The organism is Rhodococcus sp. YH3-3, from assembly GCF_001653035.1.
GTDB lineage: Bacteria > Actinomycetota > Actinomycetes > Mycobacteriales > Mycobacteriaceae > Rhodococcus_F > Rhodococcus_F qingshengii.
On the sequence record NZ_BCWH01000001.1, the window covers coordinates 1,479,502 to 1,493,131 of the forward strand.

At 62.1% G+C, this 13,630-nt stretch carries 15 protein-coding genes; 10 read left to right on the forward strand and 5 right to left on the reverse strand.

Features of this window, described 5'->3' with window-relative positions:
- Positions 1–236 precede the first annotated feature (236 nt).
- The 4 genes from YH3_RS06845 (at position 237) to YH3_RS06860 (ending at position 4,117) form a co-directional block, all read left to right on the forward strand.
- Entirely contained in the window at positions 237–1,175 is a 939-nt protein-coding gene (locus YH3_RS06845; protein ID WP_042452648.1) for an ABC transporter substrate-binding protein, read from the forward strand.
- A 47-nt stretch (positions 1,176–1,222) separates the two neighbouring features.
- A complete protein-coding gene (locus tag YH3_RS06850; RefSeq protein ID WP_003945816.1) occupies positions 1,223–1,720 on the forward strand; it encodes a glutathione peroxidase in 498 nt (165 codons plus the stop codon).
- A 94-nt stretch (positions 1,721–1,814) separates the two neighbouring features.
- Positions 1,815–2,519 carry a DUF2334 domain-containing protein gene (locus YH3_RS06855; protein ID WP_007734443.1) on the forward strand — a complete coding sequence of 235 codons (705 nt, stop codon included), beginning with the start codon at positions 1,815–1,817 and terminating at the stop codon, positions 2,517–2,519.
- A gap of 227 nt (positions 2,520–2,746) precedes the next feature.
- Positions 2,747–4,117 carry an Ig-like domain-containing protein gene (locus YH3_RS06860; protein WP_064443158.1) on the forward strand — a complete coding sequence of 457 codons (1,371 nt, stop codon included), beginning with the start codon at positions 2,747–2,749 and terminating at the stop codon, positions 4,115–4,117.
- 8 nt (positions 4,118–4,125) lie between these two features.
- On the opposite strand, the gene YH3_RS06865 is transcribed toward YH3_RS06860, so the two are convergent.
- Positions 4,126–4,773 (reverse strand): MBL fold metallo-hydrolase, encoded by a 648-nt coding sequence (locus tag YH3_RS06865; protein WP_042452645.1) that lies wholly within the window; start codon positions 4,771–4,773, stop codon positions 4,126–4,128.
- Positions 4,774–4,938: 165 nt separating this feature from the next.
- On the opposite strand from YH3_RS06865, the gene purS reads away from it, so the two are divergent.
- Together purS and purQ are read left to right on the forward strand one after the other, a co-directional pair.
- Positions 4,939–5,178 (forward strand): phosphoribosylformylglycinamidine synthase subunit PurS, encoded by a 240-nt coding sequence (purS, locus tag YH3_RS06870; RefSeq protein ID WP_003945817.1) that lies wholly within the window; start codon positions 4,939–4,941, stop codon positions 5,176–5,178.
- A complete protein-coding gene (gene purQ, locus YH3_RS06875; RefSeq protein WP_003945887.1) occupies positions 5,175–5,852 on the forward strand; it encodes a phosphoribosylformylglycinamidine synthase subunit PurQ in 678 nt (225 codons plus the stop codon). Before purS ends, purQ begins: the two co-directional genes overlap by 4 nt.
- Positions 5,853–5,931: 79 nt before the next feature.
- Here purQ and YH3_RS06880 read toward each other — a convergent pair whose 3' ends face one another.
- Positions 5,932–7,152 carry a pyridoxal phosphate-dependent aminotransferase gene (locus tag YH3_RS06880; protein WP_003945423.1) on the reverse strand — a complete coding sequence of 407 codons (1,221 nt, stop codon included), beginning with the start codon at positions 7,150–7,152 and terminating at the stop codon, positions 5,932–5,934.
- 138 nt (positions 7,153–7,290) lie between these two features.
- On the opposite strand from YH3_RS06880, the gene YH3_RS06885 reads away from it, so the two are divergent.
- Together YH3_RS06885 and YH3_RS06890 are read left to right on the forward strand one after the other, a co-directional pair.
- Entirely contained in the window at positions 7,291–8,697 is a 1,407-nt protein-coding gene (locus YH3_RS06885) for a PLP-dependent aminotransferase family protein (protein ID WP_042452643.1), read from the forward strand.
- A 57-nt stretch (positions 8,698–8,754) separates the two neighbouring features.
- Positions 8,755–9,201: a MarR family winged helix-turn-helix transcriptional regulator gene (locus YH3_RS06890; protein WP_007734451.1), complete on the forward strand. Its 447-nt coding sequence runs from the start codon at positions 8,755–8,757 to the stop codon at positions 9,199–9,201.
- Positions 9,202–9,207: 6 nt separating this feature from the next.
- Here the strand turns inward: YH3_RS06890 and YH3_RS06895 are convergent, their stop codons facing one another.
- Positions 9,208–10,416: a macrolide family glycosyltransferase gene (locus YH3_RS06895; protein WP_064443159.1), complete on the reverse strand. Its 1,209-nt coding sequence runs from the start codon at positions 10,414–10,416 to the stop codon at positions 9,208–9,210.
- 162 nt (positions 10,417–10,578) lie between these two features.
- Here YH3_RS06895 and YH3_RS06900 point away from each other — a divergent pair, with 162 nt between their 5' ends.
- The gene (locus YH3_RS06900; protein WP_003945505.1) at positions 10,579–10,869 is read left to right on the forward strand and encodes a YiaA/YiaB family inner membrane protein; all 291 of its coding nucleotides are present in this window, start codon (positions 10,579–10,581) and stop codon (positions 10,867–10,869) included.
- Here the strand turns inward: YH3_RS06900 and YH3_RS06905 are convergent.
- Together YH3_RS06905 and YH3_RS06910 are read right to left on the reverse strand one after the other, a co-directional pair.
- Positions 10,853–11,974 (reverse strand): cell wall metabolism sensor histidine kinase WalK, encoded by a 1,122-nt coding sequence (locus tag YH3_RS06905; protein WP_082920540.1) that lies wholly within the window; start codon positions 11,972–11,974, stop codon positions 10,853–10,855. The two genes, YH3_RS06900 and YH3_RS06905, sit on opposite strands and share 17 nt — an antisense overlap.
- Entirely contained in the window at positions 11,971–12,684 is a 714-nt protein-coding gene (locus YH3_RS06910; protein ID WP_064443160.1) for a response regulator transcription factor, read from the reverse strand. Before YH3_RS06910 ends, YH3_RS06905 begins: the two co-directional genes overlap by 4 nt.
- 216 nt (positions 12,685–12,900) lie before the next feature.
- On the opposite strand from YH3_RS06910, the gene YH3_RS06915 reads away from it, so the two are divergent.
- The gene (locus YH3_RS06915) at positions 12,901–13,551 is read left to right on the forward strand and encodes a DUF305 domain-containing protein (protein ID WP_064443161.1); all 651 of its coding nucleotides are present in this window, start codon (positions 12,901–12,903) and stop codon (positions 13,549–13,551) included.
- Positions 13,552–13,630 lie beyond the last annotated feature (79 nt).

The following is a 13,630-nucleotide window of genomic DNA, read 5'->3' on the forward strand; positions in this document are numbered from 1 at the left end:
GCCGTGTACAGGCGTGAGGGCGTCGACTGGTTTGCGGATTGGCGACAAATTCCGAAAGGCACTGCATAGATCCTTTCCCCAGGACACCGTCGCTGTGGCAGGGGAGGGAAGACATGATGAGGCTCCAGTCTCGTAGGTTAGGCTCACCAGACTATTGGATGGTGAATCCTTTGCTCAGCCGCGGTGAATGCACGTGGCTGTGACGGTCGGAAGCAGTCGGTAACAGGAGTTTGTGAATGAAACGCAGTAACTCGCGGACGAAGTACATGCTGGGTGGTTTTGTCCTCGCCGCCATAGTGGCAACGACAACGGCGTGTGGCAGTGACGACAAGACGGATACCGGCAGTCAGTCTGCCGACACCGTGCACGCGGTCACCCACGCCCGTGGAACTACCGACGTACCGACGGATCCGCAGCGAGTTGTCGTGCTCGAGCCGGTTCAGCTCGACACGTCGGTAGCGCTGGGCGTGATTCCCGTGGGCACCGCGGTACTCAGCGAGACGACCGGCGTTCCGGCGTACCTCGGTGAGAAGGCGGCGGAGATCGAGATGGTCGGAACCGTCGCGGCACCGAACCTCGAGAAGATCGTCGCACTGAGCCCGGACCTGATCATCGGAACGGAATCGCGGCACGGTGATCTGTACGAGCAGCTCGCTGCCATCGCACCGACCGTCTACATGGCAACTCAGACCGATCCGTGGCAGGACAACGTCCAGTTCGTCGCAGAGGCGTTGAACAAGACCGATCAGGCAGGTGAACTGCTCGGTGACTACACGGCACGCTGCGAGGAAGTGGCGAGCAAGCACAGCACCGAGGGCAAGACTGCTCAGCTGATCCGCCCACGCGACGACGTTCTGACGCTGTACGGACCCACGTCGTTTGCCGGAAGCACTCTCGAATGTGCTGGACTCACGATTCCCGCACGCGACTGGGAGAACTCGATCTCGGTCGACCTCTCCCCGGAATTCGTCTCCGGAGCCAACGCCGACCTCATCCTGGTCACCTCCGCGAAACCGGCCGATGCCGGCACGATGCCGAAGGCCGTCGCAGACAACGCCGGATTCTTCCCGAACCCGCATCTGGTGGACATGTCCTACTGGATCACCGGCGTCGGACCGCTCGGCGGCCTCACCGTTCTGGACGACCTCGATCGCATTCTCGGAGCGTCGAATTAGCAGTGCGCGAAGGAGCAGTGCGCGAGAGAGTCGCTAAGTTGGAGCCTATGACAACTCCAGTACAGAACATCGCGATCAACACCCTCGGTGGCGTGCCCACCTCTTTGGGTGAATACGACGGCCGCGCCGTCCTCGTGGTCAACGTCGCGTCCAAGTGTGGACTGACCCCGCAGTACTCGGCGCTCGAGAAGCTGGCCAGCGAGTACGCCGATCGCGGTCTGACCGTGATCGGTATCCCGTGCAACCAGTTCATGGGGCAGGAACCGGGTACCGCCGAAGAGATCGAGACGTTCTGCTCCACTACCTACGGCGTCACGTTCCCGCTTCTCGAGAAGATCGAGGTGAACGGCGAAAACCAGCATCCGCTGTACGCCGAGCTCACCAAGGCGGCCGACGCCGAAGGCGCTGCGGGAGACATTCAGTGGAACTTCGAGAAGTTCCTGATCGGACCGGACGGCACCGTCGTCAACCGCTTCCGTCCGCGGACCGAGCCTGACGCACCCGAGGTTGTCGCCGCGATCGAAGCTGCGCTTCCCAAGAACTAGAGGTTTCCAAGAACCAGTAGGTGCGCTGAAAACTGCCGCCGGATGATCATCCGGCGGCAGTGTGCTGTTCACCCACAGCTGCCACTATCGGAGTATGTCCGCAGAACTGATCGTGTCGGTATCCGGAATCAGAGACGAGACATGTTATCTCGCTGCCGGATTCGCAGACGAGATGGACACTCGAGGTGTCCGCTTGTCGCTCCTGGTGGCGCCGCGACTGAAGGACAAATACCGACTGGCCGACGACGCGGTGACGACGGCTTGGCTGCGTGAGCGTCGCGAGCACGGCGATGCCATCGTTCTGCACGGCTACGACCAGGCCGCGACCAAGCGTCGCCGAGCCGAGTTCGCCACTCTGTCGAAGCACGAAGCGAAACTGCGACTACTCGCTGCGGACCGCGTTCTCGAGCATGCAGGCCTTCGGACCCGGGTGTTCGCACCGCCGCGCTGGGTGGCATCGCCCGGTGCCATGTCGGTGTTGCCGGAGACGGGCTTTCGCACGATGGCAGGCCTCGGGGCAGTACATGATCTGACCCGCGGAACCTTGCAACGGGGAAGGGTTTTCGGGATCGGCGAAGGCTTCAAGGCCGAGCCGTGGTGGTGTCGCGCATTGGTTCTCGGAGCCGGGCGTGCCGCCAAACGTGGGGGACTGGTCAGATTGTCGATCACGGCCAAGCAGTTGGGAAACGAGGGCCCACGTCAGGCCGTCCTCGACGCCGTCGACCTTGCCCTCTTCCACGAAGCCGACTCGCAGGTGTATCGGTGGAACTCCCCGTCTCAGGAGCTCGGCGCTGCCTGAATTCGGCAGTTGGCAACTATTTGATAGCTACGAGACTATGTCGTCTGTCCGGGTTGTCCGAGCGGGCAGACTCTTCGCGTTTCTCCACTTCCTTGCTGGTAGTAGTGCAGAGTGGGTCAAAATCGCATAAAACGGACGATTAATTAGAGCGCTGGGTCAGCCAGCTCTCCCACTGCTAGAGTGCGTGCAGTTAATCTGCCGCTAGTAGATGGGATCGGGATCTCGCCATGCGCACGAGAGTGTTCTCCAAGTCGGCCGAGGGTCTTGTCGCCGTGGCTGTGGGCGCAGTCGTCTGTGCTGCGTTCGTTCCGGCGCTCGCGTCTGCCGCTCCGACCGGCGCGGTTCACACGCTGCCGACGGGCAGTGTCGACGGCGGGTCGAGCGGATCGAGCGATGGCGTCCGCACCGCAACCGTCGACGATGAAGGTGAGCAACTCACACTGCGCCTTCACAAGATGAACCTGCGGGGATCCGAGTTCTCGATGGCTGTGCAAGACAGCGACGGAGAGCTGACCGACGCGGTGATCCCGGCGCCCCGTTCGTACATCGGCAGCGTAGAAGGGCATCCGGACGCAATCGTCTCGGCCATCGTCGACTCCGCCGGAACACTGCGAGGGCAGGTGATTTTCGATCGTGGTGCTTCGCTCGAGTTCGTCGGATCCGACGTGGTCGGTCGCAGCACGGCGCCGATCGACGCAAAGCCCAAGTGGCCCACCGCCGCCATTGCGCCGGCCTCGGCCGCAAGGGTCGGCAAGACGGTCAAGCAGTTCGTGGTCGGACTGGACCTCAGTGGTGAGTGGTACTCCGCGCACGGCGCAGGCAGTGCCGCCGTCGCTCTGGATCGGGCCGAGGAATCAATGGCCCGCACCGCTGCCATCTGGATCAGAGACGTCGGGATTCGGCCGGTCCTCGGTCGAGTTGTCCTGCGGGCAGATTCCGCCGATGATCCGTACTCGAGCAGTTGTGAAAATCTCGAGCAGTTGGAAGATCTGTGGTCCGATCAGGTCGGGTCGAGTGTCGATCAGGCGACCGTCGTGTGCGCATCCGGTGGCGGAAATGCCTACTACTCGAAGTTCGAACTCGACCACAGCTACGCGCATGTCGGTGCCGAGTCCGACGGCAACTTCAGCCGCGTTCTCCGCCACGAGTTGGGCCACAACTTCTATGCCGACGACTACCACGGCGGCGGCGCCGAGGGATCGACCATCATGAACGGCAACGAGCTCTCGCGCTTCGACGGCACCGAATTCGCTGCCATCGTCGATGCGGCGGAGGTTGCCTCGGCTCGACTCGACGACGTCGGTCGGTACACGGCAAGCCCGATCCCGCCGTACGCCGCACTCGACACCGCGCGGGTCCGCTCAGGCGGCACAGTCACCGTCGACGCCGTCGCGAATGATCATGACAGCAACGGAGATTCGATCAAAGTGACCGGCGTCGGGGCAACGTCACTTCTCGGTGGCACCGTGAAGCTCGAAAACGGCGAAGTGGTGTTCGAAGCCGGAACGAAGGCAGGCACCGACAGGATTCTCTACACACTCACCGACGCAGCCGGTGGCACGAGCACCGGCTGGATCATCGTCGATGTGAGTGCGTGAGAACCGAATCAGGCGACTTCGACGCTCGACTCCTCGCCGAGAACTCGGAACTCGGTGCCGTCGGCAGCCATTTCCGAGTAGCGACCGTAGAAGATGCCTGCGGCCTCGTCGCGGATGATCGCTTGATGAATGGGAACCGCAACGCGCGGCGCCACCGCGCGGAGGTAGTCGATGGCCTCCGAGATCTTGAGCCACGGTGCGGCGGCGGGGAGGGCGAGAACGTCGACCTTCTGTTCGGGGACGTAGAGGGAATCGCCGGGATGCATGAACCGTGCCGGGTTGGTGGCGTCACCGAGGAGGAACGCGGTGTTGTCGATCATCGGTAGGTCCGGATGGATGATTGCGTGCTCTCCGCCCGTTCCGGTCACCTCGACGTCGCCGATGCTGAACCGGTCGCCCGGCCGGACGCCGGTCCAGCGCCCACCGAGCTTTTCAGCCGTCTGCGGATCGCTGTAGAGCACGGCGTCGGGATTCGCTTCGGCCAGTTCGGGCAGCCGCGCAGGGTCGGCGTGATCGGGGTGTTGATGTGTCACGAGGATGGCGTCGAGGCCGGTGATGCCTTCGAATCCGTGCGAGAAGTTGCCGGGATCGAAGAGGATCTTCGAGCCGTTCAACTCCACGAGCACACAGGAATGGCCAAAATGTGTCAGTCGCATGATTTCGAGTATGCGCCGCCCCGAAGGGACTCGCAGGCGGGTTTCACAGGTGGTGGCCGTCACGCCCCGATCACTCGATGCGAACCATCTCGGGTCCGCCCGGTAAACTGGCCATCACCCGAGCGTTTCACTCCGGGTTCGCGCACTAGTACCGAGGAGCAGCACGTGGCCCGTGTCGTCGTCGAAGTCATGCCCAAGGCCGAGATTCTCGACCCCCAGGGACAGGCAATTGTCGGGGCACTGTCTCGCCTGGGCTTTGCAGGAGTATCCGATGTCCGTCAGGGCAAGCGGTTCGAGTTGGAGATCGACGGCAGTGTCGAAGACGCCGAACTCGAGAAGATCGCCGAAGGCCTGCTGGCCAACACGGTGATCGAGGATTGGACCGTCAGGCGAGTCGAGGCATGAGCGCACGTATCGGAGTAATCACTTTCCCCGGCACGCTCGACGACATCGACGCGGCGCGGGCAGTGAACCTGGCCGGCGGTGAAGCTGTCGAACTCTGGCACGGCGATGCAGACCTCAAGGGTGTCGACGCGGTCATCGTTCCTGGCGGATTCTCGTACGGCGATTACCTTCGTTGCGGCGCGATCGCACGTTTTGCTCCCGCGATGGGCAAGGTTGTGGAAGCAGCCAAGGGCGGCATGCCGGTCCTGGGCATCTGCAACGGTTTCCAGATCCTCTGCGAAGCAGGTTTGCTGCCCGGTGCTCTGACCCGTAACCAGGGTCTGCACTTCATCTGCCGCGACGAGTGGTTGACGGTCGAAGCCAACAACACGGCGTGGTCCTCGCGATACGAGGCCGGCGCGCAGATCCTCATCCCCCTGAAGTCGGGTGAAGGTCGCTTCCAGGCGTCCGAGAAGGTTCTCGACGAACTCGAGGGCGAAGGCCGCGTCGTCTTCCGTTACTCGGAGGAGAACCCCAACGGCTCGCAGCGTCGTATCGCCGGTATCTCCTCGGCCAACGGCCGGGTCGTCGGTTTGATGCCTCACCCCGAGCACGCCACCGAGGCTCTCACCGGTCCCAGTGACGACGGATTGGGCTTGTTCTACTCGGCCCTCGACGCGATCGTCACTGCCTGATCGCCTGCTGATTTTCACCACTGAACGCCGACCGGAAATCCGGTCGGCGTTCAGTCGTATGTGGGCCCGGTACCCAGGGCTACTGGCTGTAGGAACTGAGGAAGTTGCCGAGTCGCTCGAGTGCCGTCGAGAGATCGTCGGTGTTGGGGAGAGTCACCAACCGGAAGTGATCGGGTTCGATCCAATTGAACGCGCGACCGTGGCTGACAAGAATCTTCTCCGATTCCAGTAGATCGAGAACGAACCTCTCGTCGTCGACGATGCCGAACTTGTCGACGTCGAGCTTGGGGAACAGGTACAGCGCCCCGTCGGCCTGTTGGCAACTGATCCCGTCGATGCTGTTGAGCGTGGTGTGTGCGAGATCGCGCTGGGCCGTCAGCCGACCTTGTGGAAGCAACAGGTCCTCGATGGACTGGCGTCCACCGAGTGCAGTCTGGATAGCGTGCTGCGCCGGCACGTTGGCACACATTCGCATGTTGGCCAGCAATTTGATGCCTTCGATGAAGCTCGACGCCCGCTCGAGTGGTCCGGTGATGGCCAGCCATCCGGCTCGGAATCCGCACACGCGGTAGGCCTTGGACAGTCCCGAATACGTCAGACACAGAACGTCTCGCCCGGTCATCGTCGCAAGGTTTGTCATGGATCGGCCGTCGTAGACGATCTTTTCGTAGATCTCGTCGGCGAAGAGCATCAGATCGTGTTTGCGCGCTAGATCCACGAAGCGTTGCAGCACCTCCGTCGAGTAGACGGCGCCCGTCGGATTGTTGGGATTGATGACGACAATCCCTCGGGTGCGCGGCGTGATCCGAGCTTCCAGATCGTCGAAGTCCGGTGCCCAGCCTTGGCTTTCATCGGTGAGGTAGTGGACGGGCGTGCCGCCGGCAAGTGAAACCGAAGCCGTCCACAAGGGATAGTCGGGAGCGGGAATCAGGATCTCGTCCTCTGGATTGCAGAGGGCCTGCATCGTCAGGGTGATCAGTTCGGACACACCGTTTCCGAGATAGATCTCGTCGACGGTGACGTCGGTGATACCCCGCGTCTGGTAGTACTGGACCACCGCAGTGCGCGCCGAATACAGTCCGCGAGAATCGCAATATCCCTGCGCGGTAGGGAGATTGCGGATCATGGCCATCATGATTTCGTCCGGAGCTTCGAACCCGAAGGGGGCCGGATTGCCGACGTTGAGTCGCAGGATCGTGTGTCCCTGATCCTCGAGTTCTTCGGTCTTGTCGAGAATTCGCCCTCTGATGTCGTACCTGACATTCTCGAGCTTGCGGGCCTGATCGATGGGTGTGTTCACGCGGTTACGTACCTCTCCGGTTCGGGTGGGCGAGTTGTGTTTCAGATGAGAAGGGCGCCTCAGGGTTCGGTCTGGAAACGGACATTGATTCGCGATAGCGCTAGCGGCGAAAGAGGAGTAGCGCTACTATGATTCGACATGTCCAATGATAGCAGTTCGAGGATTGTCGCAGCCTTGCGTGAGTGGATCGCGACGGCTCCTCCAGGCGCGAAGCTTCCGTCCACTCGGTCGCTCGTCAGCCTGCACGGGGCGAGTCCGGTCACCGTGCAGAAGGCGCTGCGAACACTGGTATCTCAGGGGGTCGTGGAGGCTCGTCCCGGTGTGGGGACCTTCGTGCGCGCGGCGCGCGTCGTGCGACCCAATGACTACGGGTGGCAGACAGCGGCGCTCGGATCGCCGAACTATCGTCTGCAGTTGCCCATGGCGCTGCAGTCCACCTCCAACGACGTGATCGCGCTGCATTCCGGCTATCCGGCCCGAGAGCTGTTGCCGGAAGGTCTGGTTCGTGCAGCCTTCACCAGGGCGACGCGAACCGACGCCGTGTTCAATCGGCCCCTCGCTGCCGGGCTTCCGGAACTGCAGTCCTGGTTTGCCTCCGAATTGGGTTCCGCCACTCCTGCCGGGATCACTCCGCCGGGGCCGAACGACGTGGTTGTACTTCCCGGCAGTCAGGGTGGGCTTGCGACGTCCTTTCGTGCGTTGGTGGGGGAGGGACGTCCGTTGCTCATGGAATCGCCGACCTACTGGGGAGCGATCCTGGCCGCCGCGCAGGCTGGAGTCACGGTCATTCCGATTTCCAGCGGCGCCAACGGGCCTGATCCTGAAGAGCTTTCGCGTGCATTCGAACAGACCGGTGCCCGTGCGTTCTACGCACAACCGAGCTTCGCGAGTCCGACGGGAGCGCTGTGGTCGCCGTCGTTGGCTGACAAGGTTCTCGACACCGTCCGTCGGCACGGCGCATTCCTCATCGAGGACAGTTCGGCGCTCGACTTCGGAATCACCGCAGATCCCAGCCCCATCGCTGCACGAGACGACAGCGGTCACGTCGTCTACCTTCGTGCGCTGACCAAGAGCGTGTCCCCATCGGTGCGAGTTGCCGGATTGATCGCTCGGGGTCCGGCGTACGAGCGGATTCTGGCTGATACACAGGCAGATTCGATGTACGTCAGCGGGATGCTGCAAGCGGTAGCGCTCGACGTCGTGACCCAACCGGCCTGGCGAACGCACTTGCGCAGGCTTCGTCACCAACTCGAGGCCAGACGCGACCTCCTCGTCTCGAGTCTGCGCGAGCACGCGCCGGACGCTCACCTCGATGCCGTACCGAAAGGCGGACTCAACCTCTGGCTTCGGCTCCCGGACACCACGAACGTCGAACGCGTGGTGCAGGACTGCCGGTCGGCCGGCGTCATCGTCGGGGCCGGTGACGATTGGTTCCCGGCAGAACCGACTGGAAAGTTCTTGCGGCTCAACTACGCCGGACCGAACCCGGGTGAGTTCCCCGACGCCGCCCGCATTATCGGCCGAGCAATCACGCAACATATGTAGAACTTCACCTCGCTGGTGGTTGACCTGAACTTCCGTTGAGGTTTTATCGTCGTGTGCATGAACAAACAAGCGATGCAGCCACCGGCCAACCAGCCGATCGGATTCTGGACCGCGCGAGCCGGTGAAGCGATTCGCACGCGCACGCGCGGAGCACTCGAAGCGATCGGCGTCACCCAGCCGGGGTGGTGGGTCCTGCACCAACTTTCGCTGCACCCTGAAGGAGTGGAGCGCGCTGTCCTCTTGCGGACGATCGGTCCGAACGAATCCACCGATGTGATCGATGACGCCGTCGACTCTGCCCTCGAACTGGGGTGGGCGCGCGAAGACGGGTCTGTCCTTCGCCCGACTGATGCGGGCTCCGAGCAGTTCGATCGCGCCGCGCGGGTACAGCAGATGCTGCAGGAAGAGCGGATGCAGGGAATCACCGAAGAGGAGTTTGTCACCACCATCACTGTGCTGCAGCGAACCATCAAGAATGTGGGCGGCGACGCCTGGCACTGGTAGCAGACATTATCCGGGCCCGCTGCCGGGTAGAGCGGCTTCGATCAATTCGACGGCACGGGACACACCGCCCGCCGCTGCGAGTTCTTCTGCCAACTCCGCGCTGCGTCGGCGGAACTCGTCGGCGCTCACCAGAGTCAGCGCCTCACGAAGCTCTACTGCCGTGACGGTAGCGCTGTCGACGCGTACTGCGACACCGGCGTCGACGAGCGAGTCGGCGTTGCCGAACTGATCGACGGCTTGCGGCACTGCGATCATGGGTGTCCCGGTCACGAGTCCCTCGCTGGATCCGCCCATACCCGCGTGGGTCACGAACACGTCGGCCTGCTGCAGAATCGCGAACTGCGGTACCCAACGGTGTATTTCGACGTTGTCGGGCAATGGTCCGAGATCTGAGATCTGCACCTGCTTTCCGATCTGGAGGACGACGTGCCAGCCGTCCATCTGGCCGAAAGCCTCGACGCAGGTGCGGTAGAAATCCGGATGATCGGTGAATGCTGAACCCAGCGAGATCAACAAGAGCTTGCGTTCGGGATCCGGGTTCACCCAAGGTTGACTGCTCGGTTCGAGTGCGGGGCCGACGAACGTGTAGACGTCGCGGTTCACGCGATCGGCATTGGGCTGCATCGATTCTGCGATCAGCACGATTGCACGGGGTGGGCGTCCGGTGAACTCACGTGGATCGACCTCGACGCCTTCGGCGCGGAAGAACCGGGTCTCCCGATCGAGCAGGTCGACGCCTCTCGGATCGGAACGAATTTCGTCGTACATCGGTGCGGCGTCGGCTTCGTAACCGTCCCAGGCAACGTACGTCGGCGACAACTGGATGATGGGAACGCCCCACTGCTGAGCCAGTATTCGTGCCGGAATGCCGGCGATGTCGTAGAGAAAGAGGTCAGGGCGATCGTCTTCGTAGATTCGGCGTAGCTGCGGCAGCATCGACTCGTAATCGTCCTGGAAAATCGTCAACTGATCGATCAGATCCCCGTCCCAACTCTTCTCGGGTTCGGCGCCGTCGGGAGAAGGGACGAGGCTGGGCAGCGTGGAGACGTACGGTGCGAATTCGGCCCCGGTCGCCTCGATGATCTCACGCATCGACTCGTCGTTGGCATAGGTGACGCGGTGACCGGCGGCGACGAGACGCGCGATGATCGCCAGGCTCGGATTGACGTGGCCCGGTGCCGGAATGCTCACCATGGCTATATGTCTGCGGGTCATCGATCACTCCTGCCGTCTGACTGTTCTGGAACAACTCCGGATACGGGACCGAGACTATCCACCAGGATGGGTGACGGCATCTGATTTTGCCGGGGAAGTACCGTGCGCACTCGAGTAGGACTACGCATCCGAGTGCCGGGATGGGCGAGCAGACTTCGAAGCATGAGCACACCGACAACACCCTCGAAGACCACTGCAGCCTTCTATCTTCAGGCCGGAATAGCCTTTGCCGTCAGTTTTGTCGGCACCCTCCTCGGAATTGCGTATCTTCCGATCGATGCGTGGCAACGCGGATTTCTCGGAATGTCCTTGCTGTTCTTGGTCACCAGTACGTTCACGTTGGCCAAGGTGATTCGTGATCAGCAGGAGGCATCCACTGTCAGGGTTCGAGTGGACGAGGCTCGACTCGAGAAGCTGATCGCCGAGCACGATCCGTTCAAAGCGGCAGCCTGAAACCTGTCGGCAAGGTGAGGATCAGCGTGCTGCCGAGAGGTTGCTCGTTTCGGAGCGCCGACAGATCGCCGCCGTGTGCGAGCGCGAGGCTGCGCGCAATCGTGAGCCCCAAACCGGAACCGTCGGATCGATCACCGCGATGGAAACGGTCGAAGACTGATTCGAGTTGGTCTGCGGGAATTCCGTCACCGGTGTCGGTGACGGACACCGAGAGGTGGTCACCTTCCCGTGCGAGTGTCACCGTCACCGAACCTCCGCTCGGAGTGTGCCGCAATGCGTTTTCGAGCAGATTGGCGAGGATCTGTTCGATTCGTTGGCGATCGACCTCGGCCGTGATCGGTTGCGGAGGTAGCGCGGTCGTCAATTCGACTCCACGATCGGCGAAACGTGGCGCCGCTGCTGCCGTTGCGCTGCAAACGATGTCGTCGATCTTCTCGTCTCGGCGATCGAGTTCGAGAGCGTGTTCGTCGGCCGCGGAGACGTCCGCCAGATCGCAAGAGAGCCGACGCAGTCTTTCGAGTTGATCGCGCATGACCGACCATGAAGAGTTGTCCGTGGGGAGGACGCCATCCTCGATGCCGTCCACGTACGCAGCCAAAGTCGATACCGGAGTGCGTAATTCGTGGGCAAGATCGGCAAGCAGGCGTTTGCGGACCCGATCCGAATGATCAAGGCGTGCCGCCATGTCGGCAAAGGCAGTTTCGAGACGCGTGAAATCGGCATCTACGTCGGACCTGCCGATAGTCACGTCGAAGTTCCCGTCTGCGACGCTTTGCGCCGCCTCCGCCAGCGTTGAGATCGGGGCCGTGATGCGTCGGACGATGTAGACCGCGGCGATGCCTGCGCCTACCAGTGCGACCGCGATCCCGCACAACAGTGCAATGGTCATGGTCTGAGCGAATGCCTCTTCGGTGTGGGTACGGACATTCGAGTCTTCGATGCCGGCCATCATGAGGTGGTTGTGAAAGAGCGGGGCAGCGACGGCAATGGCGACTGCGGCGATGGCGAGGCAGGAGACGAACAGGACGACAAGCTGCGCCAGCAGCAGTTTTCCGCGTAGCCCGAGTTTCTTCATGACGACCTCGTTCATGACGACCGCGTTCATGACGACCTCAGGGAGTATCCGACGCCCCTGACGGTTCTGATGAACCGAGGATCGGTCGCGTCGTCGCCGAGTTTGCGGCGTAATGCACGCACATGGACGTCGACGATGTGCTGGTCCCCGAACCAGGACGAGCCCCACACCGAGGCGATGATCTCGGCCCGACTCCAGGCAGCGTCGGGTCGGGATGCAAGCGCGGAGAGCAACGCGAACTCGGTGGGAGTGAGATCGACAGGGTGGTTGTCGACATGCACGGTGCGGGCGAGGACGTCGATGTCGAGACCGGGAGGCGTCGGCAGCACTTTTGGCAGCAAACTCGACGCGCGTGGCCGTCTGAGCAGTGCTTTCACTCGCGCAACCAGTTCGCGGGGGCCGAAGGGTTTGACCACGTAGTCGTCTGCGCCGGCCGCCAGACCCGTCACCTTGTCCGACTCGTCACCGCGGGCGGACAGCATCAGGATGTACGCATCGGAGAAGGTACGGATTCGTCGGCAGACTTCCATGCCGTCGAAGCCCGGGAGCATTAGATCGAGCACTATCAGCGCGGGCTCGAATTCGCGCACCGAACGTACTGCGCTCGGCCCGTCGTGGGCGAGGCGCACGGTGAATCCTTCGCGTGTCAGATAGTTGGCGACAACCTTGGCGAGGGCAGTCTCGTCGTCGACGACAAGAACGCGCCCCGGTTCCTCGCCAGGTCGTAGTTCGGCGCTCATCAGACCGAGGTTAGTCGACTGCGTGTCTGCATTGCTGGCGCGTGGTGGTTTCCACTCGACTGTGAAGATTCGATGAAGGAAGCCTGTTCGAGCCGGTTATCGGGCTTCGCGGTGGATTTTCGCCGGTAACGTGGCAACTGTGCATGTGCAGCACTCTTGTCAAATCAATTGTGGTGCAGTGCATATCGGACAGAATCAATTCTCGGGAGTGAAAACATGTCTTTGACGGTCAGGAAGAGCGCCGCGCGGTTCGTTCCGGTTGTGGCAGCGGCAGCACTGTTGATTGCCGGATGCTCGGACAACTCCGGGGAGAGCATCAACCATTCTTCCGAAACAACCAGTGTTGCAGCACAGTCGGAGATTCCTTCGGGTGTCAATGCTGCCGACATCGAGTTTCTCGAAGGGATGTACCCGCATCACGCGCAGGCATTGGACATGGCCAGAATGGTCGACGGTCGAACCGACAATGCCGAACTTCTCTCTCTTGCAGCGCAGATAGAGGCAGCGCAAGGCCCGGAGATGGCTCAGATGACCGAATTGTTGACGGAGTGGGGACGCCCCGAGCCTTCGTCGAGTTCGATGGAGGGCATGGATGAGTCGGCGCACGCGGGACACGGCGTCGGGATGGCCGAGATGCCGGGAATGATGTCGGCCGACGACGTGACCGCCCTCACCGATGCCAGTGGCGCGGAGTTCGACAAGTTGTGGCTGACGATGATGATCGAGCACCACAAGGGTGCCATCACCATGTCCCAGACCGAACTCGACAACGGGCTCGACCCGTCGGCGGAGAAGATGGCAGAAGCGATCATTGCCGGTCAGCAGGCGGAAATCACTCAGATGGAAGCGATGTTGAAGGGGAGTTGAACAGGAGGCCTTGGCCGCGTGACCTTGCTCGGGTGGCTACCTGGGCATACGTTCGAGGCTGATGGCTTGACCGGTGCTG

What these genes read in the sequence shown, in the direction of transcription:
- YH3_RS06850 (WP_003945816.1), top strand. Translation starts at nt 1,223, where the DNA reads ATGACAACTCCAGTACAGAACATCGCGATCAACACCCTCGGTGGCGTG.
- YH3_RS06855 (WP_007734443.1), top strand. Translation starts at nt 1,815, where the DNA reads ATGTCCGCAGAACTGATCGTGTCGGTATCCGGAATCAGAGACGAGACA.
- YH3_RS06910 (WP_064443160.1), bottom strand. Translation starts at nt 12,684, where the DNA reads ATGAGCGCCGAACTACGACCTGGCGAGGAACCGGGGCGCGTTCTTGTC.
- YH3_RS06905 (WP_082920540.1), bottom strand. Translation starts at nt 11,974, where the DNA reads ATGAACGCGGTCGTCATGAACGAGGTCGTCATGAAGAAACTCGGGCTA.
- YH3_RS06900 (WP_003945505.1), top strand. Translation starts at nt 10,579, where the DNA reads ATGAGCACACCGACAACACCCTCGAAGACCACTGCAGCCTTCTATCTT.
- YH3_RS06845 (WP_042452648.1), top strand. Translation starts at nt 237, where the DNA reads ATGAAACGCAGTAACTCGCGGACGAAGTACATGCTGGGTGGTTTTGTC.
- YH3_RS06890 (WP_007734451.1), top strand. Translation starts at nt 8,755, where the DNA reads ATGAACAAACAAGCGATGCAGCCACCGGCCAACCAGCCGATCGGATTC.
- purQ (WP_003945887.1), top strand. Translation starts at nt 5,175, where the DNA reads ATGAGCGCACGTATCGGAGTAATCACTTTCCCCGGCACGCTCGACGAC.
- YH3_RS06895 (WP_064443159.1), bottom strand. Translation starts at nt 10,416, where the DNA reads ATGACCCGCAGACATATAGCCATGGTGAGCATTCCGGCACCGGGCCAC.
- YH3_RS06865 (WP_042452645.1), bottom strand. Translation starts at nt 4,773, where the DNA reads ATGCGACTGACACATTTTGGCCATTCCTGTGTGCTCGTGGAGTTGAAC.
- YH3_RS06915 (WP_064443161.1), top strand. Translation starts at nt 12,901, where the DNA reads ATGTCTTTGACGGTCAGGAAGAGCGCCGCGCGGTTCGTTCCGGTTGTG.
- YH3_RS06885 (WP_042452643.1), top strand. Translation starts at nt 7,291, where the DNA reads ATGTCCAATGATAGCAGTTCGAGGATTGTCGCAGCCTTGCGTGAGTGG.
- YH3_RS06860 (WP_064443158.1), top strand. Translation starts at nt 2,747, where the DNA reads ATGCGCACGAGAGTGTTCTCCAAGTCGGCCGAGGGTCTTGTCGCCGTG.